Consider the following 25,464-nt stretch of genomic DNA (forward strand, 5'->3'; position numbering starts at 1 on the left):
CGGCGGGGCGGCTCAGCTGTGCACGTGCGTCTCGGAGTCCGCGATGGCGCGGGTCTCCAGCTGGAAGGTCGAATGCTCCACTGCCACGTCAAAGTGCTCGGCCACGCAGGCCTTCAGCTCGGCGAGCTTCTGCGGGGCACAGCCGTCGCGGAAGCAGGTCTCATCGACCACCACGTGGGCTGAGAGGACAGGCAGGCCCGTGGCCACCGTGGAGGCGTGCAGATCGTGGACCTCCTCGACGTGCTCCAGGCGAAGCATGTGCCGGCGCACCTCCTCCAGGTCCAGTCCACGGGGAGTGAAGTCCAGCAGAATCTTGCCCGTCTCCACCAGCAGCCGCGCAGCACGCGGAATGATGAGCCCGGCGATGAGCAGGGCGGCGACGGCGTCGGCCTGCATCCAGCCGGTGGTCCAGATGATCACGGCAGCGATCATGACCCCCACCGAGCCCAGCGCATCGGCGAGGACCTCCAGGAAGGCCGCCCGCATATTGAAGTTCGCCCGGCGCCCGCCGGCCAGGACCGCGAGCGAAGCGACGTTGCCGGCCAGGCCCAGTCCGCCGAAGATCAGCAGTTCCACCGGAGGAATCTCCGGGGCGGCTGCCGCGCCGAAGAGCCCCAGCCGGTTCAGACCCTCCACCAGCGCGTAGACGCCGATGCCCAGCAGAAGACCCGCCTGGAGAAAACCGGCGAGAATCTCCGCCCGGCGAAAGCCCCACGTGCGCCCCGGAGTCGCAGCGCGGAACATCAGGGAGGCGGCGACGAGCGCCAGAATCAGCCCGATGCTGTCGGAGGCCGAATGCACGGCGTCGGTGAGCAGCGCCAGCGAACCCGTCACCCAGGCACCGAGGGCCTGGGTCACCACGATGGCCACCGTGATGCCGCACGCGATGGCGAGTCTCCGGCGGTGACCGGGGGTGCCGTCGTCGTGGTGGGAATGTGAGTGATCGTGGCCCATACTGCCCATTCTGGACCGGGATCAGGGCAAAAGCCTATGGTGCGAGCGGTGCGCAGAAGCGTTCTCAGCTGGCCCGATGCGCAGGACCCGCGATCAGAACCGGTGCCCCTCCCAGCGCACGGGGGTAAGCTGGCCTGCGATGAACGCGAAAACCTGGCAGATCCCCGCCGTAGCCCTCTCACTGGCCGCTCTGCTGGTCACCGGCTGCGGAGGTGACGACACTCCCTCCGATGAGGAGACCACCGGGACTCAGGCCCCGGCTGAAAACAACGCAGCCCAGGAGGGCGGCGCCGATTCGTCCGCACAGGGCGCCGGCGGGCAGGAGAATCCCGACGCCGTGGCTGAGCTCTATGACCAGGCCAGCAACCCCATCGGCACGGTGCGCTTCACCGAGCTGGAGGAGGGCATGCTCCTCGAGGCCGAAATGCAGGACCTGGTGCCCGGCTTCCGAGCCCTCACCGTGCACGAGACCGGCCTGTGCGAACCTCAGTCCGTCAACGACTGGGGGCAGGTGGGGGACTTCTACTCCGCGGGCGGACACCTGCCCGGACTGCCCCCTGAAGATCCCGGCGTGGTCGAGGGCGAGGATGCTCCCGAAGAGAGCCCCACTCCCGAAGGCATGGACGGGCAGCAGGAGGGAGCGGACATCTATCATCCGGACCACGCCGGAGACCTCCCCAACCTGCTCGTCAACCATGACGGCACCGCACGCATGAGTGTGGTCACAGATCGTCTCAGCCTGGACCTGCTGACCTCTGACGACGGCGCAGCCGTCATCGTCCACGCTGAGGCCGACCACCACGGCAATATCCCCGACCGCTACGCCTACGGCGGACTGGATTATGAGTCGCTGGTGACCGGCGATACCGGCGCACGACTGGCCTGCGGAGTGGTGGAGACCACCGGCTGAGTCAGCGCCCACACTTTGCGGGCCGCCTTTTCCTATGGCTATAGTCGTTACCCGGTGCGCCGGGAAGACGGGTCGGCAATAGGATGGGCAGCGAGGCCCAGACTGTTCTGTTGACACTGCCTGCCCGCTGACGCACTAACCAAGGAGGACCTCCGATGACCCTGCTGGTCCTCCTGTCCCTCACCCTTGTCCTGGTTCCGGCCGCTGCGGTGGCTCACCGCTTCCTGGGCCGTGATACTGGGTGGTTCGCCGCTCTGGTACTGGCAGGCCTCGGGGCTGCCACCCTTCCGTGGATCCCGCAGATCATCGACGGTGAGACCCCCGAGCAGCACCTGCCCTGGATCCCGACCATCGACGTGGGGATCAGCCTGCGCCTGGACGGCCTCGGTATGGTCTTCCTGCTTCTGGTGCTCTTCATCGGCGCCCTGGTGATGGCCTACAGCGCGCGCTACTTCTCCGTGAAGAAGAAGACCAGCGACTACTACCTCTGGATGCTGCTGTTCGTCTTCGCGATGTCGGGCATGGTGCTCGCCGATGACCTCATCCTGCTCTTCGTCTTCTGGGAGTTCACCACTCTCTGCTCCTTCTTCCTCATCAACCGCTCCGGGGAGAAGGCCCCCGCCCCTGCTCAGCGCACCCTGCTGATCACGATGGCCGGCGGCCTGGGCTTGCTCACCGCGGTGCTGTGGACCATTGTCGAGACCGGCACCACCCGCATCTCCGAGGCCCTGCAGCATGAGGTGTGGCAGGAGAACGCCACGTTCACCGGCGTCGTCGCGGTGCTCATCGCGTTCGCCGCGTTCACCAAGTCCGCCCAGTTCCCGTTCCACCTCTGGCTGCCCGACGCGATGGTGGCCCCTGCGCCCGTCTCGGCGTACCTGCACGCCGCAGCTATGGTCAAGGCCGGCATCTACCTGCTGCTGCGATTCTCGCCGGTGTTCGACGACGTCGTCATCTGGCAGGTGCTGCTCATCGGCTGCGGTCTGATCACCGCGCTCATCGGTGCCCTCTTTGCGCTGCAGCGGCACGACATCAAAGAGATCATGGCCTACTCCACGGTCTCCCAGCTGGGTTTCCTGGTCGCGATTATCGGTGTGGGAACACCGGTGGCGCTGGCCGCTGCGCTCATCCACGTCGTGGCCCACGCGCTGTTCAAGTCCGCGCTGTTCATGATGGTCGGCATCATCGAGCACGAGGCGCACTCGCGAGACATCCGTGTGCTCAACGGCCTGCGCAAGACCATGCCGGTCTCCTTCGCCATCACCCTGATCGCCTCGCTCTCCATGGCGGGCGTACCGCCGCTGTTCGGATTCGTCTCCAAGGAGAACCTGCTCAAGGGATTCCTCTCGGCGGAGGAGTACGGCACCTTCGGCACCAGCCTGACCTGGGTGCTGACCATCATCGCGGTGCTGGCAGCGGTGGGAACCTTCGCCTACTGCGGTCGCATTGTGCTGGGCGCCTTCACCTCCTACCGGGGCGTAGGCAAGCGCGACGCCGGCTACAACGACGGCACCTACCAGCCCATGGACCCCGCCGGAGCCCACGAAGCTCCCTTCAGCTTCTACCTGCCGGCCCTGCTGCCAACGATCGCCGGTGTGGTGCTGGGCTTCATCCCCTTCATCTTCGATGACCTCCTGGCACGGGCGACGACGGCGTCCTACTCCGGCAGCTATGACGCTCACTTCTACCTGTGGGGTGGGGTGAGCACCGATCTGATGCTCTCGGTAGCGATCATGGGGATCGGGCTCATCGCCGTGCTCGGCCGGGCGGGGGTCGACAACGTCATCCCGCGCACCATCCTGCCCTTCACCGGCGTGGAGGTCGCTGAGAAGATGCGCACCGGCTCCATCGCCTTCGGGCGGCGCGTCGGTGATATCACACGCAGCGATATGCACGGGCTTCACCTCACCGCGCCGGGCATCTTCCTGGCGGGACTCTTCATCGCCGGTGTGCTCTACGTGGGCGAGGTCGGCAGCTTCACCGAGGGACACAGCCAGCCCATCGACTGGGTGCTCATCGGCCTGCTGGTGATCTTCCTGGCCGGCACGGTCATCACCCGCTCCCGCACAGCGGCTGTGGTGCTGGCCGGCGGCGCCGGGTTCGTCGTCGGCGCCTGGTACTTCGCCCTGGGCGCGGTCGACGTCGGCATGACCCAGCTGCTGGTGGAGATCCTCACCGTCGTCGTTCTGGTGCTGGTGCTGCGCAAACTGCCGCGGCAGTTCCACCGGGTCTCCCGCACCCGCACCGTGGTTTCGGCCGTGGTCGCGATCGGCTTCGGCCTCATGGCCTTCACGGCAACATTCGCCCTGATGGGGCGCAGCGGCCGCTCCGATGTGTCTCAGTGGTACCTCGATTCCACCTATGACACGGTCGGCGCGGTGAACATCGTCAACTCGATCCTGGTGGACTTCCGTGCCCTGGACACCTTCGGTGAGCTGGTGGTGCTCGGCGTGGCCGGGTTTGCGATTCTCGCCGTGCTGAACTCGGCGTTCTCCACCACGGACAACGAGCCGGCCGAATCCAAGCTGTGGATCGGGACCCCGCTGGACAACGCTGATGACAACACCGTGGCGATGCGCAGCGTCTTCAAGTGGATGACGCCGTTCATCGTGCTGCTCTCCCTGGTGCTGCTGCTGCGCGGGCACTATGAGTCCGGCGGCGGGTTCATCTCGGCCCTCGTGCTCGGCGGCTTCTTCGCCCTGCGTTACCTGGTGGCTCCGTCCGATTCGGCAGTGAAGCTGCGCTTCGACTATGCCCTGGTGATCGTTGGCGGGATCCTGGTCAGCGCAGCCACCGGCCTCTTCGGCTTCCTCGAGGGGTCCTACCTGCGCCCGATCGTCATTCTCGAGGGCCTGCCGCTGCCCTGGGGCACCGAGGCCGGATTCACCCTGACCACCGCCCTGGTCTTTGACCTAGGCATCTACCTGGCTGTGGTTGGCACCGTGCTGGTCGCCCTGGACCGTCTCGGCCAGGCCCAGCGGTACCCCGCCGAGCTGCTGCGCAAGCACCTGCAGGCCCAGGGCACCTCGGCAGCGACTATCCGCGAGCTGCAGATGAAGGCCGGGGAGGACCCGGGCGAACCGCCGGTGGCCGTTGAGGGCAGCCGAGCGGCACAGGGTCAGAGTGCCGTGACCAGCCGAAAGGAGGATCAGCCGTGAGCATCGCGATCGCCGTCGGCCTGCTGACCGCCGCTGCCGTCTACATGATCATGCAGCGCGGCATGGTCCGGATCATCCTGGGCTTCGTGCTGGCCAGCCATGCCGCAAACCTCATGCTCTTCGCCGCGGGCAACGTCGCCTACCGTGACGTGCCCTACATCGGCTCAGCCGATCCCAGCACCCAGGCAGACCCCCTGCCGCAGGCCTTCGTCCTCACCGCGATCGTCATCGCCTTCGCGATCACCATGTTCATGCTGACCCTGGCGATCACCACGACCACCGATGACGACACCGAGAATGACGAGGACTCGCCGGCCAAGCTGCACAGCCCTGACACCACAGACGCCGCACTCCACGGGATGGACACCGCATCCGGAGAGATCGCGGTGGAGAGCGAACGCGACGAGACCGGCATCAACGGTTCCGGCACCACCACTTCAGGGAGGACCGTATGACTGAGACCCTCCCGCCGCTGCTTCCGCTGCTGGTGGCAGTACCGCTGCTGATGGCTGCGCTGGGCGCCGCGCTGCGGAAGAACAAGACTGCCCGGCACATCATCAGCCTGGGCACGCTCTTCGCCCTGCTGGCAGCCTCTATTCTCCTCGTGATCGCCACCCACGACGGGACGATCCTGGCTCATCAGGTGGGTCTGTGGGACTACGGCGTCTCCATTCCCTTCGTCGTCGACGCCCTCTCCGCGCTGGTGCTGATGATCATTGCGATCCTCGGCATCGCCAGCGTTCTGTTCGCCATGGGCACCCACGAGGCTCGGGCACGGTTCTTCCACCCGTTCGTCCTGGTGCTGATGTCCGGTGTGGCCGGCGCCCTGATGACTGGTGACATCTTCAACCTGTTCGTGTTCATCGAGGTCATGCTTCTGCCCAGCTACGGACTGCTGGCCATGATGGGCGCCAAGCTCGGTTCCCACGGTGCCCGCATTTACGTCTCGGTGAACCTGCTGGCCTCCACCCTGCTGCTGGTCGGCATTGCTCTGGTCTATGCAACCGCAGGAACGGTGAACCTCGCCGAGTTGCGCGGGGCCGCACTCGAGGACCCCGCCGTGGCCGTGGCCGGCGGTGTGGTGCTCACCGCCATCAGCATTAAGGCCGCCGTCGTGCCGGTGCACGGATGGCTCACCCGCACCTATCCCATGACTTCGCCGGCGATCACCACGCTCTTCTCCGGCATCCACACCAAGGTCGCCATCTACGCGATCTACCGCATCTACTCGCTGCTTTTCGACGGCGATCAGAAGTTCCTCTGGGTGGCGCTGCTGGTCACTAGCCTCACCATGCTCATCGGCGTGCTGGGCGCGATCGGGGAGAAGACCACCCGCTCCATCCTGGTCTTCCACATGATTAGCCAGATCGGCTACATCCTCATCGGCGTGGGCCTGTTCACCGGACTGGGGCTTACCGCGGGCATCTTCTACCTGCTGCACCACATGATTGTGAAGGCCAGCCTCTTCCTCTCCACCGGTGCGATCGAAGAGACCTACGGCACCGGCGAGATCGACAAACTCGGCGGCATGCTCAAGCGCGAACCGCTCATTGCGGTGACCTTCATGGTCGCGGCGCTCTCCCTGGCTGGTCTGCCGCCGTTCTCGGGCTTCGTGGCCAAGTTCGCCATCATCCAGGCCACCCTGGAGCAGGCCCACTACTGGGTCGCCGCCGTCGCGGTCCTTGTCAGTGTCTTCACTCTGCTGTCCATGCTGAAGATCTGGACCGGCGTCTTCATGGCGCCCGAACCCAAGGGGCTGGAGGAACGAGCCTACACCTACCAGGAACGCATGTGGGGCAAACGCTATCTGCGGGTCGAGGCCCAGGCCGGCACCCCGACCCTGACGGTCAAAGCGCTGGACCCCAGCGTGCGTGATCCCAAGACGCAAACGGTGAAGGTGCCCGTCCGGCTGCTCATCCCGGGCATGCTGCTGGCCGCGGTGACCCTCTTCTTCGGCCTGGGCGCTGAGCTTCTGATGAGCCTGTCGGAGACTGCCGCAGAGAACCTGCTGAACCCGCAGGACTACGTGGAGGCGGTGAGCAACGCATGAGCCACAAGTACGACGACGCCACACTCGCCTCCTGGCCGTGGCGGGTGATCAGCTTCTTGCTCTGGTACATCAAAGAGTTCTTCCTGGCCAACCTGCGGGTCACCGCCGATGTGCTGCGGCCCCGGAAGAGCCAGAAGATGAGCCCGGCCATCATCGCGGTGCCCGCGGCCAGCCGCACTGAGGCCGAGTGGACCCTGATCTCCACATTCATCACGCTGACCCCGGGCACGCTGACCCTCTCGCTCTCACGCGAGCACGGCATTCTCTACGTCCACGGCATGTTCGTGGACTCTCGCGAGGCCCTGGTCGCGGAGATCCAGGAGATGGAGGACCGCATGCTGCGTGCCATGCGCCGGACGCCCGGAGACCTGAGCCGGCCCGTGCACGCCCCGGTGGTGCGGGCCCAGGACGTCTCCGATGAGGCTGAGGCGGGTGAGACCGCATGATCTCTGAGGTCACGCTCGAGATTGCCCTGCTCCTGCTGGCGCTGGGCATGATTCTCGCCGCTGCCCGGGCCTTCATCGGCCCGCGCCTGACCGACCGTGCGGTGGCTGCGGACCTGATCTTCTTCGCCATCATCGGGTTCATCGCGCTGATCGGTCTGCGCACCGACATCGCCGCCCTGTTCGACATCATTCTCATCGCCACGCTGCTGGGCTTCATGGCGGCGATCTCCATGGCCCGGCTCGGATCAGGAGGCCGCCGCTGATGAGCATCCACGACATCCTGCACGTGGCGGGGCTGATCTGCGTCTTCCTCGGCATCGCCACCATCATCGTGGCGGGCATCGGGCTGTTCCGCCTGCCTGACCTGTACCTGCGCGCCTCAGCGGTGGGCACTTCCGCGGGCCTGGGCGTGGCGAGCATCGTGGTGGGTGCGCTGCTGATGGACTTCAGCACGGCCAACCTGATCAAAGCCCTCATCGCGGTGGTCGCTCAGCTGCTGACCTCTGCGGTAGGGTCCATGGCGATCGCCCGCACGGGGTACCTGAGAAACTCCTTGCCAGCAGCGATCACCCACACCGACGACCTGGTCAAGACCCGGCGCGACGTCGACGCCTGATCTTCAGCACCGCCCCTCCGCCTGTCCAGCTGCTGTCCAGAGTCCATCCGGATACTTGGGCAGTATGAGTGACGAGGGTCTGAAGGCATACCAAGCACGCAAGCACGACGACGACGCTCAGGACATCTTCGACGAGACCGCCACCTACGAGGACGCCTCGCGTCCGGGCACCGTCGCCGCGGCAGCCGATCAGCCGTTCCTCGTCAAGGCCCGGCAGCGGGAGGAATACGAGGAGAGCCACCGCAGCCACAAGGACGAGCGCAAACCCGACGTCCCACCCAAGCTGACCAAGGCCTCATGGCGCTACAGCTTCAAGCGCACGCTCTCAGAGTTCGGCCGAGACCAGTGCACCGACCTTGCGGCGGCTCTGACCTACTACGCGGTCCTGTCGATCTTCCCCGCCCTCATCGCCCTGGTCTCCATCCTCTCCCTGGTCGGGGAAGCCGACCGCAGCCAGGCCTTCTTCATGGACACCGTGCGTGAGATGACCGGTGGGGGAGAGGACAACGACATCGTCAACACGGCCGAGCTGGTGCTGAGCAACATCACCGCCGCTCAGGGCGCTGGACTCGGTCTCGCCCTCGGTATCCTCACCGCCATCTGGACGGCCTCGAACTACGTCAACGCCTTCTCCCGGGCCATGAACCGGATCTGGGAAGTGGAGGAGGGCCGGAGCGTGCTGAAGCTGCGCCCCCTGCTCTACGGCGTCACCGTGGCGCTCATCGTGCTGGTGGCCCTGGCCGCCGTGATGCTGGTGGTCTCCGGTCCGCTGGCCGAGGCCATCGGCAACACCGTGGGACTGGGGGAGACCGCGGTGACGGTGTGGAACTGGGCCAGCCCCGTGGTGCTGCTGATCCTTGCCGCGGGCGGTATTGCCCTGCTCTACTACTGCACGCCCAATATTCGTCAGCCCGGTGCCAGCTGGATCTCTGCCGGTGCGCTCCTGGCAATCATCGTCATGATCATCACCACCGTGGGCGTGGCGATCTACGTGATGAACTTCGCCAACTACGAGGCCACCTACGGAGCGCTGGCGGGCATCATTATCTTCCTGTTCTGGATCTACATCATGAACCTGGTCCTGCTCTTCGGAGCGGAGTTCGACGCAGAGCTAGAGCGCAGCCGGCAGCTGCAGGCTGGTATTGAAGCCGAGCGCACGATCATGCTGCCCCCACGCGAGACCAAGGGGCTGGAGAAGAAAAACGCCAAGTACGAGCAGCTCATCGCCGCAGCTCAGGCGCTGCGGATGAGCCGCGGTGAAACCTCAGATCCCGAGGACGTCTGGCGTCGATGACCCCGACAAACGCGAGGATGGAGGGGCGCGCTGCGCCTCTCCCCAGACGTGTCGTGCGTAACATTTAGTCATATTCAGCCTCAAGGGGCGGACAGTGCACCCAGCCCACGGGGCTTGCGAATGTTAACGGCATGTTTCATAGCCGAATGTGCCCGCCTTTCACCCCTGAACACCCTGTGCGCTGGCTGGCCAAACACTGAATATGAACTTCCGCTGAATTCCGGGGAAAATTCCGCCTAGTGACATACGTCTCAGTCCGTGGATTATGTTTCGCCGACGTTGACAGTCCCATCTTGACTTTTTCCAGTCTTTCACTCAGCCGCTGCCTTAGGTGCTGGGAGGCGGCGAGCCCCCCTTGTCCCGGGGTCGGAGATCGGTCCGCCGAGGGTCCGCGGCACCTCTATCCTGGTCAGCACTTGCTCACCCAAGAGATCCGGGTCACGCACGCGTGATGTCCGACTCTCGCACTATGAGGAGAAGCTTCAATGACTGAACAGCGAAAGGCTCGCCACCTGGCGATCGCCGGGGCTGCGGTGGCTGCGCTTGCACTGAGCGCCTGCGGCGGCGGCGACGGCGGCAACGGTGGCGGCGGCAACGGCGGCACAGACGGAGCTCAGCCCGTGGAGGGCGGCGGCACCATCAGCGCCTACAACTGTGAGCCCCAGAACCTGGTACCGGGCAACTCGACCGAGGTTTGCGGCTCCTGGGTGCTGGATCACCTGTTCACCGGACTGGTCCAGGCTGATACCGAGACCTACGAGCCCATCCCCGGTGTGGCCGAGTCCTGGGAGACCGAGGACGCCACCACCTGGACCTTCACCCTGGGGGAGGACTGGACCTTCCACAACGGTGACCCGATCACCGCCCAGACCTTCGTGGACACCTTCAACTGGGTCGTGGACCCCGAGAACGCACAGCAGAGCGCCAACTTCTTCGAGCTCTTTGCCGGCTACGACGCCGTCGTCGAGGGCGAAGCAGAGGAGCTCGAGGGCGTCCGCGCTATTGACGACTACACCCTGGAGATCGAGCTCACCGAGCCCTTCTCCCCGCTGCCCGACATGCTCACCTACACGGCGTTCTACCCGATGCCGGAGGTCGCCTTCGAGGACATCGAGGCTTACGAGCAGGCCCCCATCGGCAACGGTCGCTACCAGATCGATGGCGAGTGGGAGCACGACGTGCAGATCGCCGCGAACCGCTTCGAGGACTACGCCGGCGAGAACCCCGGCCTGCCGGAGCGCATCGAGTGGCGCATCTACTCCGACATCGACACCGCCTACATGGATGTCCAGGCCGGTCAGCTCGACCTGCTGGACACCACTCCTCCGAACCGCCTGAGCCAGCTCGAGGCTGATTTCGGTGAGAACCACGTCTCCTTCGACACCGGCGCGTTCACCTACCTGGGCTTCCCGCTCTACCAGGAGGAGTTCCAGGATCCCGACGTGCGCCACGCTCTGTCCATGGCGATTGACCGCCAGGAGATCATCGACGGCATCTTCGACGGCGCGCAGACCCCCGCCACCAGCATCATCCCTGAGTTCCTTCCCGAGGGCCGCGACGGCGTGTGCGAGTACTGCGAGTTCGACCCCGAGGCAGCCGCTGAGCTCTACGAGTCCGCGGGAGGCCCCAGCGAGCTCACCGTCTACTTCAACTCCGGCGCCGGCCACGAGCAGTGGGTCGAGGCTGTGACCAACCAGTGGCAGCAGAACCTGGGCATCGAGAGCATCGAATTCCAGTCCCTGGAGTTCGCCCAGTACCTGGACCTGCACGACACCCAGGCCGTCACCGGTCCGTTCCGTCTGGGCTGGACCATCTCCTACCCGAGCGCCCAGTACGCCATGGAGCCCATCTACACCACCGGGCAGTCCTCCAACTACACCGGGTTCTCCAACGAGGAGTTCGACAACCTGATCGACGAGGCCAACTCGAACCCGGATCCGGACGAGGCATCCGCTCTCTACCAGGAGGCTGAGGAGATTCTCCTGGAGGAGATGCCCGTGATCCCGATGTGGTTCTCCAGCTACACCGTGGTCTACTCCGACCGAGTCAACGGCGAGACCGTTCAGATGGGCGAGGGCAACACCTTCACCCACCTCTGGCAGATCGAGCTCGTCGAGAGCTGATCCACCAGGGAGCATAAGGGACGCGGCCCGCACCGGCATTTGCCAGTCGGGTCGCGTCCCTGTGTGTGCCCCACCTACTATGTGATCTGTTACGCGCCCACCCAAGGACACCAATGACTCGCTACATCATTCGGCGTCTGCTGCAGTTTGTTCCCGTCATCCTCATCTCCACGCTGATCGTCTACGCGCTGGTGTTCGCCATTCCTGGTGACCCTATCCGTGCTCTGGCCGGCGATCGTGCGATGCCCGAGGCGGTCCAGGAGCAGCTCAGGCAGCAGTACAACCTCGATGACCCCTTCTTCGTCCAGTACTTCAAATACATCTGGGGTGTCTTCACCGCCGCAGACTTCGGCACCACCTTCCAGGGCCGTCCCGTGCTGGACATCATCCAGCAGCGTCTGCCGGTTACAGTGACGCTCGCGCTGGTCGCCACGGCCATCCAGTCCATCTTCGGCATCATCGCCGGCATCCTCTGCGCCATCTACAAGGACCGGTTCATCGACCGTCTGGTTCAGGTCAGCACCGTGATGATGGTGGCCCTGCCGATCATCGCCATCGGCTTCCTGCTGCAGCTGGTCTTCGGCCTGAACCTGGGCTGGTTGCCCATCGCGGGCGCCGGAGACGGCCTCATGAGCTACATCCTCCCGGGCTTCACGCTGGCCTCGGTCTCCACCGGCATCATCGCGCGCCTGCTGCGCGGAGAGCTGGTCGACGCCATGCAATCGGACTATGTGCGCACGGCTACCGCCAAGGGGCTCACCCGTACCCGCGTCATCGGACGGCACGGTCTGCGCAACGCCATGATCCCGGTGGTCACCTTCATCGGTGCAGACCTGGCCTCGATGCTCGGCGGCTCCATCGTTGTGGAGTCGATCTTCAATCTTCCCGGCCTCGGTGAGCAGGTCTACCGCTCCATCGGAGCCCAGGAGGGAACCGTCGTCGTCGGAATCGTCACGTTGATGGTGATCTTCTTCGTCGCGATCAACCTGGTCGTTGACCTGCTCTACGGCCTGCTCGACCCAAGGATCCGCTATGAGTAATCTCCCCGAAGCCCGCACCACGCCGGTCTCCACCTCCGTCAGCGACGGGACGGAGGAGAACCAGGCCGCTGAAGCCAGCCTCTGGGCTGACGCCTGGCGTTCCCTGCGCAAGAATCCCTGGTTCCTGATCTCGGGAACCCTGCTGCTGCTCATGCTGGCCATGGCGCTGTTCCCGCAGCTCTTCGCGACCTATGACCCCCGGGAGTGCTTCCTCTCCCGCAACCGTCAGACCCCCTCGGCCGAGCACTGGTTCGGCACGGACATCCAGGGCTGCGACTACTACTCCCGCATCATCTACGGTGCCCGCAGCTCCATCGCCGTCGGCTTCATCGTGAGCCTGGGCGTGCTGCTGATCTCGATCGTGCTGGGCCTGACGGCCGGCTACTTCGGCTCCTGGATCGACAGCATCATTTCGCGAGTCACCGATATGGTCTTCGCCGTGCCCTTCATCCTGGGTGCCCTGGTCTTCCTCAACGTGATCTCCACCCGCGGCGTCCGAGAAGTCGCGTTCGTGCTGATCATCTTCATGTGGCCCACCATGACTCGCCTCATGCGCAGCTCCGTCATCTCCGTGGTCAACACCGAGTACGTCACCGCGGCCCGCGCGCTGGGCGCCGGGCACGTCACCATCATGCGCCGGCACATCCTGCCCAACTCCCTGGGCCCGGTCATCGGCTACGCCACGGTGTTCACCGGAATCGTCATCGGCGCCGAGGCGACCCTGACGTACCTGGGCGTGGGGCTGCAGCTGCCGGCCATCTCATGGGGGCTGCAGCTCTCAGACGCCAAGGGCTACCTGACGTCCTTCCCGCATCTGCTGGTGTTCCCGCTGATCTTCGTGTCGGTGACAGTCTTCGCCTTCATGACCCTCGGCGACGCCGTGCGCGATGCCCTCGACCCGAAGTCCAAGAAGAAGTAAAGAGGCCGCCACAGTGACTGACACTACGACGACGACGGCGGAGACCCCGCTGCTGGAAGTCCGTGACCTGCAGGTGGAGTTCCGCTCCAAAGCCGGTGTGGCCCAAGCCATCAACGGCATGAACTTCACCCTGCACGCGGGGGAGACCCTGGCGATCCTCGGCGAGTCCGGCTCGGGCAAATCGGTGACCGCCCAGACGATCATGGGCATCCTGGACATGCCCCCCGGGCACATCGCCGGAGGCGAGATCCTCTACCGCGGTGAGGACCTGCTCACCATGCCGGAGTCCAAGCGGCGCAAGCTGCGCGGCATGAATATCTCCATGATCTTCCAGGACGCGCTCTCCAGCCTGAACCCGGTGCTGCCAGTCGGCTGGCAGATCGCGGAGATGTTCCGCGTGCACCAGGGGTACAAGCGCAAGCAGGCCCGGGCTAAGGCCGTAGAGCTGATGCAGAAGGTCGGCATTCCGGCCGCCGAGAAGCGGGTCTGGGACTTCCCCCACCAGTTCTCCGGCGGCATGCGTCAGCGCATCATGATCGCCATGGCGATTGCGCTGGATCCCGATGTGCTCATCGCCGATGAGCCCACTACCGCGCTGGACGTGACCGTCCAGGCGCAGGTGATGCGACTGCTCAAGGAGCTTCAGGCCGAGTACAACATGGGCCTGATCCTCATCACTCATGATCTGGGGGTGGTCGCCGACGTCGCGGACAAGATCGCGGTGATGTACGCCGGGCGAGTGATGGAGTCGGCCGACGTCTTCGAGATCTATGCGAAGACCGCCAACCCCTACACCAAGGGTCTGCTGGACTCGATCCCGCGCATCGACGGGCAGGGTGAGAGGCTCAAGGCCATTCCGGGCCTGCCTCCCGCGCTGACCAACATGCCTCCGGGGTGCCCCTTCAGCCCCCGCTGCGAGTTCGCAACGGACCGGTGCGTGCAGGAGCGTCCGGCGCTGCGGGAGATTGTCCCCGGCCACCGCTCCGCCTGCCACTATGCGGAGAAGATCTACGCGATGAGCGCCGAGGGCACAGAGGAGGCCCGAGCATGAGCTTCAATCCCCATCCCGTTCCGACCGATCCCTTCGCCGACTCCGAGGTCGTCCTCGAGGTGAAGGACCTCGTCAAGCACTACCCCCTGACTCAGGGCATCGTCTTCCAGAAGAAGGTGGGTGCCGTCCAGGCGGTGGACGGCGTCAGCTTCCAGCTGCGCAAGGGCGAGACCCTGGGCATCGTGGGCGAGTCCGGGTCCGGCAAGTCCACCCTGGCCAAGCTGCTGATGCGCCTGGAGGAGCCGGACTCCGGATCGATCGAGTTCCAAGGCCAGGACTTCCTCAAGCCCCGGGGCGAGGAGCTGCGCCGTCTGCGCCGGAAGATCCAGATCATCTTCCAGGACCCCTACACGTCGCTGAACCCGCGCATGTCGGTGGGCGACATCATCGGTGAGCCCTACCGCCTGCACAAGGACGTGAAGCCCGCCCAGGGCATCCGGAACCGGGTGAAGGAGCTGCTGGAGCTGGTCGGCCTCAACCCCGACCACATCAACCGCTATCCCCACCAGTTCTCCGGCGGTCAGCGCCAGCGCATCGGCATCGCCCGGGGCCTTGCCCTGAACCCCGATGTGATCATCTGCGACGAGCCGGTCTCTGCCTTGGACGTCTCCGTGCAGGCCCAGGTCATGAACCTGCTGGAGGATCTGCAGAAGGAACTGGGCCTGAGCTACATCTTCATCGCCCACGACCTCTCGGTGGTGCGGCACATCTCCGACCGGGTGGGTGTGATGTACCTGGGCCGGCTCATGGAGCTGGGCAGGGAGGAGGAGATCTACTCCGCTCCTGCCCACCCGTACACCCAGGCGCTGCTGTCTGCGGTGCCGGTGCCGGATCCCACGCTGCGGGGAAGCCGCGAGCAGATCGTGCTACAGGGTGATCCGCCCAACCCCGCGGATCCGCCGTCGGGCTGCCGTTTCCGCACCCGCTGCTGGAAGGCCACGGACCTGTGCGCGGAGAAGACGCCGCAGCTCATCGTGCGCCCGGGCATCACCCAGCAAGCCGCGTGCCACTACGCGGACCAGAACGAGGCGGTCGCGGCCACCGAGGACGCCTCTTAGGTCACGGGCCTGATAGCGGCCCTTTCGGTGCTGCACGTTCCTCCCGCGCCTGTCCCGGTGTTGCCCCGGCGGCAGGACAGGCGCGGGAAGGCACGTACACTAAGACGGGTGCGCCCTTAGACCGCGCACACGTTTCGCATCTTTCGGAAGGCCCCTTCTCTTCATGAGCATCACCACTCGCAATGATCTGCGCAATGTCGCGATCGTCGCCCACGTCGACCACGGCAAGACCACTCTGGTCGACGCCATGCTCCGTCAGACCAAAGCGGTCGGCGGTCACGGCGACCTCGAGGACCGCGTCATGGACTCCGGTGACCTCGAGAAGGAAAAGGGCATCACCATCCTGGCCAAGAACACCACCGTGTTCTACTCCGGCCCCTCGGCACAGGCTCACGCTGGCACTGACCAGGTGACCATCAACGTGATCGACACCCCCGGCCACGCCGACTTCGGCGGCGAGGTGGAGCGCGGTCTGTCCATGGTGGACGGCGTCGTCCTGCTCGTGGACGCCTCCGAGGGCCCCCTGCCCCAGACCCGCTTCGTGCTGCGCAAGGCCCTTCAGGCCTCCCTGCCGGTGATCCTGGTGGTCAACAAGACCGACCGTCCCGACGCCCGCATCGACGGCGTCATCTCCGACACCATGGACCTGCTGCTGGGTCTGGCCTCCGACGTGGCCGAGGAGAACCCCGAGCTCGACGTCGACGCAGTGCTGGACCTGCCGGTGGTCTTCGCCTCCGGCAAGGCCGGCCGCGCCTCCAAGGAGCAGCCCGCTGACGGCGGTCTGCCCGAGAACGAGGACCTCGAGCCCCTGTTCGAGACCATCCTTGAGCACGTCCCCGCTCCCCAGTACGACGACGACGAGGTTCTCCAGGCCCACGTCACCAACCTCGACGCATCCCCCTTCCTCGGGCGTCTGGCACTGCTGCGCATCTTCAACGGCACCCTGCGCAAGAACCAGCAGGTTGCCTGGGCGCGCAAGGACGGTTCCGTGAAGTCGGTGAAGATCACCGAGCTGCTGGCCACCAAGGGCCTGGAGCGTGTGCCGGCGGAGTCCGCCGGTCCCGGTGAGATCGTCGCCGTCGCCGGTATCTCCGACATCATGATCGGCGAGACTCTCACCGACATCGACAACCCCAAGCCGCTGCCGGTCATCACCGTGGACGATCCCGCGATCTCCATGACCATCGGTATCAACACCTCGCCCATGGCCGGCCGAGTCAAGGGAGCCAAAGTCACCGCCCGCCAGGTCAAGGACCGGCTGGACCAGGAGCTCATCGGTAACGTCTCCCTGAAGGTGCTGCCCACCGAGCGTCCCGATATGTGGGAGGTTCAGGGCCGAGGCGAGCTCGCCCTCGCGATCCTCGTGGAGCAGATGCGCCGCGAAGGCTTCGAGCTGACCGTGGGCAAGCCTCAGGTGGTCACCAAGGAGGTCGACGGCAAGCTGCATGAGCCCATGGAGGCCATGACCATCGACGCCCCTGAGGAGTTCATGGGCGCCATCACCCAGCTCCTGGCCGCACGCAAGGGCACCATGACGAGCATGACCAACAACGGCACCGGCTGGATCCGCATGGAGTTCACGGTTCCCGCCCGTGGTCTGATCGGTTTCCGCACCAAGTTCCTCACCGAGACCCGCGGCGCCGGCATCGCCTCCTCCTACGCGGCCGGCTACGAGCCCTGGAAGGGTGCCATCGAGTACCGGACCTCGGGCTCGCTCGTGGCTGACCGGGCGGGCACTGCCACTCCGTTCGCGATGATCAACCTCCAGGAGCGCGGCACCTTCTTCGTGGAGCCCCAGTCGGAGGTCTACGAGGGCCAGGTCGTCGGCGAGAACTCGCGTGCCGATGACATGGAGGTCAACATCACCAAGGAGAAGAAGCTCACCAATATGCGAGCTGCCTCCGCCGATAGCTTCGAGGGCCTCACCCCGCCCACCAAGCTCACGCTGGAGGAGTCCCTGGAGTTCGCCAACGACGACGAGTGCGTGGAGGTCACCCCGGAGGCCATCCGCATCCGCAAGGTGATTCTCAACGCCTCCGACCGGCTCAAGGAATCCCGTAAGAAGAAGAGCGCCAACGCCTAATATGGCCCGACCGGTGCTGCTCGGAATCTGCTTCGCCACTGGCCTCATCTGGGGCGCGCTGGGCACCCTGATCCATGGGAACCTGTGGATCATCGGGGGAACCCAGACGGGTCTGGTGCTGCCCTGGGGTGCAGCGCTTGCTTTGCTGATCGCGCTCATGGCGCAGATCTGGGCAGGACTCACGGCCGGCCGGCTCACGGAGACCCTCGTCATGGGGGCCTCGACCTTCACGGTCGCCTCCATCGCCTACGGGTGGCCCGGCCCGGACCAGCTGATGGTGCCCTACAGTCCGCAGGCCTATGAGCTGGTCCCCGGTCCGGTCATCGCCTCCGGGCTCTGGTGGCTCGGCAGTGCAGGCGTGACGCTGCTGGCCATGGTCCTGGTGAAGTGGATCCTTGCCCGAGACGCCTACCGCCGGGCGCAAGGGCTCCGGCCGAGGCAGCCACCCCCGGGTGGCAGTAGACTGGGAAGCTGACGCACCCGCTGAAGGAGACTTCGACACTTATGACCTACGTCATCGCACTGCCCTGTGTGGACCTCAAGGACAAGGCCTGCATCGACGAGTGCCCGGTGGACTGCATCTACGAGGGCGAACGCTCTCTCTACATCCACCCGGACGAGTGCGTGGACTGCGGTGCCTGCGAGCCGGTCTGCCCGGTGGAGGCCATCTATTACGAAGATGACCTGCCCGAGGAGTGGAGCGAGTACTACCGAGCCAACGTCGAGTTCTTCGACGACATCGGTTCGCCCGGCGGTGCCGCCAAGCTCGGCAAGATCGAGAAGGACCACGAGGTCGTCGCCGCGCTGCCACCCCAGGAGCACGACGAACACTAGGCCACGGCCAAGTTCCCTTTCCCGCCCCGCTGCTCTGTTCGGTGATGGATTTCCGCGGCATTTCGGGGCGCTGAGCAGGGAAAGTGCTGCAGAATTCCATCCCCGAACGTTGAGGAGCGTGCAGCTGTGCTGACCCTGCCGGACTATCCCTGGGACGCCATGGCGTCCTACCGCGAGCTGGCCTCCGCCCATCCGGACGGGCTGGTCAACCTCTCGATCGGCACGCCGGTGGACCCCACGCCGCAGGTTATTCAGCAGGCCTTGGCGCAGTCGGCCGACGCACCCGGTTACCCCACAACACACGGCACGCCGGCGCTGCGCGAGGCGATCGCCGGATGGTTCGCCCGGCGCCGCGGCGTTCAGGGACTGGATCCGGCCCATATCCTCCCGACCGTGGGTTCCAAAGAGTTCGTCGCCTGGCTGCCCACACTGCTGGGGCTGACGCGCGACGACGTCGTCCTGCGTCCCCGTGTCGCCTACCCCACTTATGACATCGGTGCCCAGATCGCCGGTGCCCAGGCGGTGGCTACTGACGACCCGATGGAACTCGATGAGTCGGTCCTGGCCCGGGTGAAGCTCATCTGGCTGAACTCTCCCGGCAATCCCACCGGCAGGGTCGACTCGGTCGAGCACATGCGCGAGGTCGTCGCCCTGGCCCGCCGCATCGGCGCCGTCGTCGCCAGCGACGAGTGCTACGCCGAGCTGCCCTGGGACGTGGACGAGGCTCCCTCGATCCTGGACCCCCGCGTATCGGGTGATTCTCACAAGGGGTTGCTGGCGGTCTACTCCGTGTCCAAGCAGTCGAATCTGGCCGGGTACCGGGCTGCCTTCACCGCGGGCTGCCCGCGGCTTATCGCGGGATTGCTGAACACCCGCAAGCACGCGGGGATGATCATGCCGATGCCCGTGCAGGCGGCCCTGCAGGCCGCGATGGACGACGACGCCCACGTCGAGGCCCAGCGGGAGCTGTACCGGCGTCGTCGTGCGATCCTGAAGCCGGCTCTGGAAGAGGCAGGCTTCACAGTGGAGCACTCCGCTGCGGGCCTCTACTTGTGGACCACCGACCGTAGCGGGCGCTTCTCCCAGCCCGCGGCCCCTGAGAGCGCAGACACCTGGCAGATGGTCCGGCACATGGCTGAGCGGGGGATCCTTGTGGGGCCCGGCGTCTTCTACGGCGAAGCGGGCTCCGGCTATATCCGGGTCGCGCTGACGGCCACTGACGAACGGATCTCAGCGGCCGCCGAACGGTTGACTGCCTGAACCGGCCGGTTCCGTCACGAACTTTCCTGTGATCGCTCACACAAGGTAGGTTGTTCACTGTTGTCACTTGACTGTGTCTGATGAAGGAGACCGCAATGACCGAGCAGACTTCGGCCCGCCTGAGCTATCAGGGACAGGACCTGGAGCTCCCTGTGGAGACCGCCGTTGAGGGCAATGATGGCCTCAACATCGGTCCTCTGCTGAAGACCACCGGGGCCGTCACCTATGACCCCGGCTTCATGAACACCGCCAACACCAAATCGGCGATCACCTACATCGACGGCAACGAGGGCATCCTTCGCTACCGCGGGTACCCGATCGAGCAGCTCGCAGAGAACTCGAACTTCCTTGAGGTCTCCTATCTGCTGATCTACGGCGAGCTGCCGACCCCGGAGCAGCTGGCAGAGTTCGACGCCACCACGCGTCGCCACACCCTGCTGCACGAGGATCTGAAGGATTTCTTCTCGGGTTTCCCCCGCGACGCGCACCCCATGCCGGTGCTCTCCTCCGCGGTCTCCGCCCTGTCGACGTTCTATCAGGACTCCCTGGACCCGTTCGATGAGGAGCAGGTCGAGCGCTCCACCTGGCGCCTGCTGGCCAAGCTGCCCACCATCGCGGCCTACGCCTATAAGAAGTCCATCGGTCAGCCGATGCTCTACCCGGACAACAACCTCGACCTCGCAGAGAACTTCCTGCGCGGCTGCTTCGGCGTGCCTGCCGAGCACTACGAGGTGGACCCCGACGTGGCCAAGGCCCTGGACACGCTGCTGATCCTCCACGCTGACCACGAGCAGAACTGCTCCACCTCCACGGTGCGTCTTGTGGGCTCCGCCCAGGCAAACCTGTTTGCCTCCGTCTCCGCCGGCATCAACGCGCTCTTCGGCCCCGCTCACGGCGGCGCCAACGAGGCTGTGCTGAAGATGCTCAAGGAGATCCAGGCCGAGGGCATCAGCCCCGAGGACTTCATGAACAAGGTGAAGAACAAGGAAGCCGGCATCCGCCTGATGGGCTTCGGTCACCGCGTCTACAAGAACTACGATCCCCGTGCTCGCATCGTCAAGGGGCTGGCCGACGATCTGCTGGTCAAGCTCGGCGGCGACGACGAGCTCTTCGACATCGCACAGCGCCTGGAGACCGTGGCCCTGGAGGACGACTACTTCGTGGAGCGCAAGCTCTACCCGAACGTCGACTTCTACACCGGCCTCATCTACAAGGCCATGGGCTTCCCGGAGAAGATGTTCACCGTCCTCTTCGCTCTGGGCCGTCTGCCCGGCTGGATCGCCCAGTGGCGCGAAATGATGAGCGACCGCACCACCAAGATCGGCCGTCCTCGCCAGATCTACACCGGCGAGGCTCTGCGCGACTACCCGGTGAAGTAAGACCCCCCCCTTATAGCAGCAGCGCCCCGGCCGTCACGGCCGGGGCGCTGCTGCGTTCTATAGGGGAAGTTCCCGTTCGGTGATGGATTCTGACCGGAGTTCGGGCGGTCTGGGGGTCAGAATGTCGTCACAATCCGACACCGAACGGTTTGTGCGCAGGAGGGTTCGGGCGGCTCGGGCGCAGGGGGCGAGCAACCCGAACCGTAGGGGTCAGTCCTCGTCTGGGCCGAACCGCAGGACCACTGCGTCGTCGCTGTGGCCCTGGCCGCGTACCCACAGGCCGCTGTCGCGCTCCCAGCGGTACGGGCCGGCCAGCACGGACTCGATGCCGTAGTCGTAGGCCGTGGCCACGGACCAGTGGCCGAGCATCCAGAGGTAGTCATACTCCCCGTCGCGTTCGGGCACTGCGATGGTCATGACCGCCTCTGAACCCTCGCCCTCGACGGTGATGATGCCATCGGTGATGGGCTCGGGCGCGAACTCCTCCGACTCGGAGCTCTCTTCCTCAGACTCCTCGCCTTCCTCCGGCTCGGTGAAGGGCATCTGGAGGGCGTGGGGGAGCATCGCGGCGATCTCGTCGGAGACCCCCTCCGGGTTTGGGGCGGGAACCTTGGTCTCGTCCTGGCTGAGACGGCAGAACATGGTGGCCTGCTCCTGGCCGGCCAGCGGCAGGGCGAAGGCACGGGCCCGCTCATAGTGCCGGGGGTAGAACGAGGGGTCTTGCGGCCTGCCGAGGGCCTCCGCCGCCTCCTCGAGATCCATGGAGGGATCCCAGGCCGGCGGCTTGGAGGATTCCTCCTCCTCGCTGGCCACGTCGTCGTCGTTCTCTTCGTCCTGGTCCGTCTCCAGCGCTTCCTGCCAGGAGGACTCCAGCACGTCGTAGAAGCCCTCCAGAGAGATCGCCACGGACTGGGCGTTGGGACCGTCGGACCAGGAAGGGGTGCCGCGGGCGAAGAGCACGCGGGCGTCCCGCTCGTCCTCGGACTCACGCACTACCAGATCGGATTCCTGCAGGGCGATGCCGATGGTATGCACGGCGGCCTCGGGGGGAAGCCCGCGGTCTACGGCCGCGGCGGCGATCGTGGCCGCGTTGTGGGCCTGCTCGGGACTCAACCGGTGTTCGGTGCCCCCGATGCTCACCTCACAGCGCTCATCGAGGAGATACTCGTTCTCGTCGATGTACCGCCACGCCCCGTAGGCGGTGCCCGCAACCAGTGCGGAGACCGCGCCCAAGGCGGTCAGAGCCCGGCGCCGCCTCTTGCGGCGGGCCATGGTGCGGGTGGCAACGACGGGGCGTTGGCGGCGTCGGATGATCATCGCTGGTTCGGCCCGGTCTCAGTTGGCGTGCAGTGCCGCGTTGAGCTCAACCTTCTGACCCTGGCGGGGGCGGGCCTGGACCTGACCGGTGACGGAGTCGCGCAAGAACAGCAGGCCCGAGGATCCCGACAGCTCGCTGCCCTTCGCGGTCCCGGAGACCTCGCCGTTCGCATCCAGCACGGTGACCTTGGTGCCGGCGGTCAGGTACAGGCCCGCCTCCACCACGCAGTCATCACCCAGCGAGATGCCCACACCTGAGTTGGCACCCAGCAGGACGCGCTCACCCAGGGTGATCTTCTCCTTGCCGCCGCCGGAGAGAGTGCCCATGATGGAGGCGCCTCCGCCCACATCCGTGCCGTCTCCGACGACGACGCCGGCGGAGATGCGCCCCTCAACCATGGAGGTGCCCAGGGTGCCGGCGTTGAAGTTGATGAAGCCCTCGTGCATCACGGTGGTGCCCTCAGCAAGGTGGGCGCCCAGGCGGACGCGGTCTGCATCGCCGATGCGCACGCCCTTGGGCGTGACGTAGTCCACCAGGCGGGGGAACTTATCGATGCTGTGGACGGTCACGTGGCCGCGGGAGCGCAGTTTCAGCCGCGTCGTTTCGAAGCCCTCAAGCGCGCAGGGGCCGAAGTTGGTCCAGACCACGTTGGTGAGGTGGCCGAAGATGCCGTCGAGGTTGATGGTGTTGGGCTTTACGAGCCGGTGGGAGAGCAGGTGCAGACGCAGCCACACATCCGAGGTGTCGGCGGCCTGGGCGTCCAGGTCGGCCTCAACGGAGACGACCTGTGTGCGGACGCCGCGGTCGGCGTCCTCGCTCTCCGCCTCGCGCAGTGAAGCGAGCAGGGCGTCGTCGTTGTTCTCGTTCAGGGGTGCGAGGACGGGGGCGGGGAACCAGGTGTCCAGAACTGTGCCCTCAGCAGTGACTGTGGCGAGACCGTGACCGGATGCGATGCGTGCGTCAGTACTCATGGGGACCATCCTAGCGGCGGCCTAAATGTTACAGGCATGTAAACAAAACCGCGCATCGCGTTAATTTCTGCGAAAACGCTACTGACAAGGGGGCCCCTCGGGCCTAGGCTGACATGCATGAATCCCACCGCAGCCTCGGTTGGTATGCCCTCAGACGGGGCAGCCGCCGCTGAAGGGCACCAGGGCCAGAAGCCACTTGTGCGCCTGAAAGCAGTCAACAAGCACTTCGGCTCCTTCCAAGCCCTGACTGACATCAACCTCGACATTCCGCAGGGCCAGGTAGCCATCGTGATTGGCCCCTCCGGTTCGGGCAAGTCCACGCTCTGCCGCACCATCAACCGGCTTGAGACCATCGACGACGACGGCGGGTACATCGAGATCGATGGCGAGCCGCTTCCGCTGGAGGGCAAGCCACTGGCCCGACTCCGCGCGGACGTGGGGATGGTCTTTCAGTCCTTCAACCTCTTTGCCCACAAGTCGATCCTTGAGAACGTCACGCTCGGCCCCATCAAAGTCCGTGGCCTGAAGAAGGCAGAGGCCGAGAAGCAGGCCATGGAGCTGCTGGACCGTGTGGGCGTGGCCCACCAGGCCAAGAAGATGCCGGCCCAGCTCTCGGGTGGCCAGCAGCAGCGCGTGGCGATCGCCCGCGCCCTGGCGATGAAGCCTAAGGTGCTGCTCTTCGACGAACCCACCTCAGCCCTGGACCCGGAGATGGTCCAGGAGGTGCTTGACGTCATGATCGGCCTGGCCAAGGAGGGTATGACCATGGTGGTGGTGACCCACGAGATGGGCTTCGCCCGCAAAGCCGGGGACCGACTGGTGTTCATGGCGGACGGCAAGATCCTCGAGGACACCACGCCCGAGAGCTTCTTCACGAACCCCGCCACTGACCGCGCCAAGGACTTCCTCGGCAAGATCCTCGCGCACTGACTCTGCCCGAGGACAGCGGCAGGTCACAGCTTTCCCCCAACAGCGTCCAGCTGTTATTCACTCGCCCAACACCAAGGAGAGAAACAATGTCGCACCCCATCCGCAAGGCTCTGGCCTTCGCTGCTATCGCAGGACTCGGTCTGACCGCCTGCTCACCCTCCGACGTAGAGGACTCCGACAACGGGACTGACGCCGGCACGGACACCAACGGTGGCGAGTCCGGCGGCGACACCATCACCGTCGGCATTAAGTACGACCAGCCGGGTCTGGGTTTCCGCGAGGGCAACGAAGCACCCGAAGGATTCGACGTAGACGTGGCCATCGCCGTGCTCGGTGAGCTGGGCTACGCCGAGGAAGACATCGAGTGGATCGAAGCTCCCACCCCGCAGCGCGAGGACCTGCTGGAGTCCGGCCAGGCCGACATGATCTTCGCAACCTACTCGATCACCGATGAGCGCAAGGAGCGCGTGGACTTCGCCGGCCCCTACTTCGTGGCCGGTCAGGACATCCTGGTGCGCGAAGATGAGACCGAGATCGAGGGTCCTGAGGACCTCGACGGCCGCAACCTCTGCTCCGTGACCGGCTCCACGCCCGCAGAGAACGTGCGTGAGATGTACGGCGAGGGTATCAACCTGGTCGAGCAGTCCGGCTACGCCGAGTGCCTGACCTACCTCGAGTCCGGTCAGGTTGACGCCGTCACCACTGACGACATCATCCTCGCCGGTCTGGCCGCAGCCGATCAGTTCGCCGGACAGTTCCGCGTGGTCGGCAACCCCTTCTCCGAGGAGCGCTACGGCATCGGCTTGCCCCCGGAGTCCGGTGAGTTCTGCGAGGAAATCAACGAGGCCGTTCAGTCGCTGCTCGACGACGGCACCATCGATGAGCTGCTGGCCGCCAACACTGAGGGCGTGGAGTACACCGCTAGCGAAGAGCTCAACTCCAACATCGAGCTCGAGACCTGCAGCTGATCTGCCAACACCCAGTAGCGGGGGAGTGGGCTCGGGGCGCTGACTGCGCTTCGGGCCCACCCTCCTGTCACGGACCCCGCCGCTTCCGGCATCAACGAGAGG

23 protein-coding genes are annotated in these 25,464 nt (G+C 65.5%); 20 read left to right on the forward strand and 3 right to left on the reverse strand.

Translation table 11 applies throughout. From position 1 onward, the window contains the following. Positions 1 to 12: 12 nt before the first annotated feature. Positions 13 to 954: a cation diffusion facilitator family transporter gene (locus RH857_RS02760; protein WP_310536449.1), complete on the reverse strand. Its 942-nt coding sequence runs from the start codon at positions 952 to 954 to the stop codon at positions 13 to 15. Positions 955 to 1,093: 139 nt separating this feature from the next. On the opposite strand from RH857_RS02760, the gene RH857_RS02765 reads away from it, so the two are divergent. The 18 genes from RH857_RS02765 to RH857_RS02850 all read left to right on the forward strand — a co-directional run bounded on the left by RH857_RS02765 (position 1,094) and on the right by RH857_RS02850 (position 21,175). Then, on the forward strand, positions 1,094 to 1,864 hold the full coding sequence (locus RH857_RS02765; RefSeq protein WP_310536450.1) for a superoxide dismutase family protein: 771 nt from the start codon (positions 1,094 to 1,096) through the stop codon (positions 1,862 to 1,864). A 155-nt stretch (positions 1,865 to 2,019) separates the two neighbouring features. Continuing rightward, positions 2,020 to 5,022 carry a DUF4040 family protein gene (locus RH857_RS02770; RefSeq protein ID WP_310536451.1) on the forward strand — a complete coding sequence of 1,001 codons (3,003 nt, stop codon included), beginning with the start codon at positions 2,020 to 2,022 and terminating at the stop codon, positions 5,020 to 5,022. Next, the gene (locus RH857_RS02775) at positions 5,019 to 5,477 is read left to right on the forward strand and encodes a sodium:proton antiporter (protein ID WP_310536452.1); all 459 of its coding nucleotides are present in this window, start codon (positions 5,019 to 5,021) and stop codon (positions 5,475 to 5,477) included. The genes RH857_RS02770 and RH857_RS02775 overlap by 4 nt, the downstream gene beginning before the upstream one ends. Beyond that, positions 5,474 to 7,072 (forward strand): monovalent cation/H+ antiporter subunit D family protein, encoded by a 1,599-nt coding sequence (locus RH857_RS02780; protein ID WP_310536453.1) that lies wholly within the window; start codon positions 5,474 to 5,476, stop codon positions 7,070 to 7,072. Before RH857_RS02775 ends, RH857_RS02780 begins: the two co-directional genes overlap by 4 nt. After that, a complete protein-coding gene (locus tag RH857_RS02785; protein WP_310536454.1) occupies positions 7,069 to 7,518 on the forward strand; it encodes a Na+/H+ antiporter subunit E in 450 nt (149 codons plus the stop codon). Before RH857_RS02780 ends, RH857_RS02785 begins: the two co-directional genes overlap by 4 nt. Continuing rightward, a complete protein-coding gene (locus RH857_RS02790) occupies positions 7,515 to 7,781 on the forward strand; it encodes an MrpF/PhaF family protein (RefSeq protein WP_310536455.1) in 267 nt (88 codons plus the stop codon). Before RH857_RS02785 ends, RH857_RS02790 begins: the two co-directional genes overlap by 4 nt. Continuing rightward, entirely contained in the window at positions 7,781 to 8,134 is a 354-nt protein-coding gene (locus RH857_RS02795; protein ID WP_310536456.1) for a cation:proton antiporter, read from the forward strand. The genes RH857_RS02790 and RH857_RS02795 overlap by 1 nt, the downstream gene beginning before the upstream one ends. A gap of 64 nt (positions 8,135 to 8,198) precedes the next feature. Then, positions 8,199 to 9,428: a YihY/virulence factor BrkB family protein gene (locus tag RH857_RS02800; RefSeq protein WP_310536457.1), complete on the forward strand. Its 1,230-nt coding sequence runs from the start codon at positions 8,199 to 8,201 to the stop codon at positions 9,426 to 9,428. Between the two features lie 485 nt (positions 9,429 to 9,913). Next, complete coding sequence (locus RH857_RS02805; protein WP_310536458.1) at positions 9,914 to 11,551, forward strand: peptide ABC transporter substrate-binding protein; 1,638 nt, start codon at positions 9,914 to 9,916, stop codon at positions 11,549 to 11,551. Between the two features lie 113 nt (positions 11,552 to 11,664). After that, complete coding sequence (locus tag RH857_RS02810; protein ID WP_310536459.1) at positions 11,665 to 12,591, forward strand: ABC transporter permease; 927 nt, start codon at positions 11,665 to 11,667, stop codon at positions 12,589 to 12,591. Beyond that, the gene (locus RH857_RS02815) at positions 12,584 to 13,510 is read left to right on the forward strand and encodes an ABC transporter permease (protein WP_310536460.1); all 927 of its coding nucleotides are present in this window, start codon (positions 12,584 to 12,586) and stop codon (positions 13,508 to 13,510) included. The genes RH857_RS02810 and RH857_RS02815 overlap by 8 nt, the downstream gene beginning before the upstream one ends. Next, positions 13,479 to 14,561, forward strand: coding sequence for an ABC transporter ATP-binding protein (locus RH857_RS02820; RefSeq protein ID WP_374761108.1), 1,083 nt, complete (start codon positions 13,479 to 13,481; stop codon positions 14,559 to 14,561). The genes RH857_RS02815 and RH857_RS02820 overlap by 32 nt, the downstream gene beginning before the upstream one ends. Then, on the forward strand, positions 14,558 to 15,619 hold the full coding sequence (locus RH857_RS02825) for an ABC transporter ATP-binding protein (RefSeq protein ID WP_310536462.1): 1,062 nt from the start codon (positions 14,558 to 14,560) through the stop codon (positions 15,617 to 15,619). Before RH857_RS02820 ends, RH857_RS02825 begins: the two co-directional genes overlap by 4 nt. A gap of 163 nt (positions 15,620 to 15,782) precedes the next feature. Further along, entirely contained in the window at positions 15,783 to 17,702 is a 1,920-nt protein-coding gene (gene typA / locus RH857_RS02830; RefSeq protein WP_310536463.1) for a translational GTPase TypA, read from the forward strand. A 1-nt stretch (position 17,703) separates the two neighbouring features. After that, positions 17,704 to 18,177 (forward strand): hypothetical protein, encoded by a 474-nt coding sequence (locus RH857_RS02835; RefSeq protein WP_310536464.1) that lies wholly within the window; start codon positions 17,704 to 17,706, stop codon positions 18,175 to 18,177. 29 nt (positions 18,178 to 18,206) lie between these two features. Next, on the forward strand, positions 18,207 to 18,536 hold the full coding sequence (fdxA, locus tag RH857_RS02840) for a ferredoxin (protein ID WP_310536465.1): 330 nt from the start codon (positions 18,207 to 18,209) through the stop codon (positions 18,534 to 18,536). 126 nt (positions 18,537 to 18,662) lie between these two features. Then, on the forward strand, positions 18,663 to 19,796 hold the full coding sequence (gene dapC / locus RH857_RS02845) for a succinyldiaminopimelate transaminase (protein ID WP_310536466.1): 1,134 nt from the start codon (positions 18,663 to 18,665) through the stop codon (positions 19,794 to 19,796). Between the two features lie 95 nt (positions 19,797 to 19,891). After that, positions 19,892 to 21,175, forward strand: coding sequence for a citrate synthase (locus RH857_RS02850; RefSeq protein WP_310536467.1), 1,284 nt, complete (start codon positions 19,892 to 19,894; stop codon positions 21,173 to 21,175). 210 nt (positions 21,176 to 21,385) lie between these two features. On the opposite strand, the gene RH857_RS02855 is transcribed toward RH857_RS02850, so the two are convergent. Both RH857_RS02855 and dapD read right to left on the reverse strand, forming a co-directional pair. After that, positions 21,386 to 22,492 (reverse strand): hypothetical protein, encoded by a 1,107-nt coding sequence (locus RH857_RS02855; protein ID WP_310536468.1) that lies wholly within the window; start codon positions 22,490 to 22,492, stop codon positions 21,386 to 21,388. Positions 22,493 to 22,510: 18 nt separating this feature from the next. After that, entirely contained in the window at positions 22,511 to 23,464 is a 954-nt protein-coding gene (gene dapD / locus RH857_RS02860; RefSeq protein ID WP_310536469.1) for a 2,3,4,5-tetrahydropyridine-2,6-dicarboxylate N-succinyltransferase, read from the reverse strand. Between the two features lie 144 nt (positions 23,465 to 23,608). On the opposite strand from dapD, the gene RH857_RS02865 reads away from it, so the two are divergent. Next, positions 23,609 to 24,394 (forward strand): amino acid ABC transporter ATP-binding protein, encoded by a 786-nt coding sequence (locus RH857_RS02865; protein WP_310536532.1) that lies wholly within the window; start codon positions 23,609 to 23,611, stop codon positions 24,392 to 24,394. A gap of 86 nt (positions 24,395 to 24,480) precedes the next feature. Beyond that, a complete protein-coding gene (locus tag RH857_RS02870) occupies positions 24,481 to 25,362 on the forward strand; it encodes a glutamate ABC transporter substrate-binding protein (RefSeq protein WP_310536470.1) in 882 nt (293 codons plus the stop codon). The last annotated feature ends 102 nt before the right edge of the window (positions 25,363 to 25,464 follow it).

This window comes from Nesterenkonia flava (assembly GCF_031432335.1).
GTDB classification, from domain to species: Bacteria; Actinomycetota; Actinomycetes; order Actinomycetales; family Micrococcaceae; genus Nesterenkonia; species Nesterenkonia flava.

Excerpts from the sequence above, each read along its gene's own strand:
- RH857_RS02825 (WP_310536462.1), top strand. The coding sequence starts at position 14,558 with ATGAGCTTCAATCCCCATCCCGTTCCGACCGATCCCTTCGCCGACTCC.
- typA (WP_310536463.1), top strand. The coding sequence starts at position 15,783 with ATGAGCATCACCACTCGCAATGATCTGCGCAATGTCGCGATCGTCGCC.
- RH857_RS02780 (WP_310536453.1), top strand. The coding sequence starts at position 5,474 with ATGACTGAGACCCTCCCGCCGCTGCTTCCGCTGCTGGTGGCAGTACCG.
- fdxA (WP_310536465.1), top strand. The coding sequence starts at position 18,207 with ATGACCTACGTCATCGCACTGCCCTGTGTGGACCTCAAGGACAAGGCC.
- RH857_RS02850 (WP_310536467.1), top strand. The coding sequence starts at position 19,892 with ATGACCGAGCAGACTTCGGCCCGCCTGAGCTATCAGGGACAGGACCTG.
- RH857_RS02815 (WP_310536460.1), top strand. The coding sequence starts at position 12,584 with ATGAGTAATCTCCCCGAAGCCCGCACCACGCCGGTCTCCACCTCCGTC.
- RH857_RS02870 (WP_310536470.1), top strand. The coding sequence starts at position 24,481 with ATGTCGCACCCCATCCGCAAGGCTCTGGCCTTCGCTGCTATCGCAGGA.
- RH857_RS02805 (WP_310536458.1), top strand. The coding sequence starts at position 9,914 with ATGACTGAACAGCGAAAGGCTCGCCACCTGGCGATCGCCGGGGCTGCG.
- RH857_RS02820 (WP_374761108.1), top strand. The coding sequence starts at position 13,479 with ATGCCCTCGACCCGAAGTCCAAGAAGAAGTAAAGAGGCCGCCACAGTG.
- RH857_RS02765 (WP_310536450.1), top strand. The coding sequence starts at position 1,094 with ATGAACGCGAAAACCTGGCAGATCCCCGCCGTAGCCCTCTCACTGGCC.
- RH857_RS02810 (WP_310536459.1), top strand. The coding sequence starts at position 11,665 with ATGACTCGCTACATCATTCGGCGTCTGCTGCAGTTTGTTCCCGTCATC.
- dapD (WP_310536469.1), bottom strand. The coding sequence starts at position 23,464 with ATGAGTACTGACGCACGCATCGCATCCGGTCACGGTCTCGCCACAGTC.
- RH857_RS02800 (WP_310536457.1), top strand. The coding sequence starts at position 8,199 with ATGAGTGACGAGGGTCTGAAGGCATACCAAGCACGCAAGCACGACGAC.
- RH857_RS02865 (WP_310536532.1), top strand. The coding sequence starts at position 23,609 with ATGCCCTCAGACGGGGCAGCCGCCGCTGAAGGGCACCAGGGCCAGAAG.
- RH857_RS02855 (WP_310536468.1), bottom strand. The coding sequence starts at position 22,492 with ATGATCATCCGACGCCGCCAACGCCCCGTCGTTGCCACCCGCACCATG.
- RH857_RS02760 (WP_310536449.1), bottom strand. The coding sequence starts at position 954 with ATGGGCCACGATCACTCACATTCCCACCACGACGACGGCACCCCCGGT.
- RH857_RS02770 (WP_310536451.1), top strand. The coding sequence starts at position 2,020 with ATGACCCTGCTGGTCCTCCTGTCCCTCACCCTTGTCCTGGTTCCGGCC.
- RH857_RS02790 (WP_310536455.1), top strand. The coding sequence starts at position 7,515 with ATGATCTCTGAGGTCACGCTCGAGATTGCCCTGCTCCTGCTGGCGCTG.
- RH857_RS02795 (WP_310536456.1), top strand. The coding sequence starts at position 7,781 with ATGAGCATCCACGACATCCTGCACGTGGCGGGGCTGATCTGCGTCTTC.
- RH857_RS02785 (WP_310536454.1), top strand. The coding sequence starts at position 7,069 with ATGAGCCACAAGTACGACGACGCCACACTCGCCTCCTGGCCGTGGCGG.
- RH857_RS02835 (WP_310536464.1), top strand. The coding sequence starts at position 17,704 with ATGGCCCGACCGGTGCTGCTCGGAATCTGCTTCGCCACTGGCCTCATC.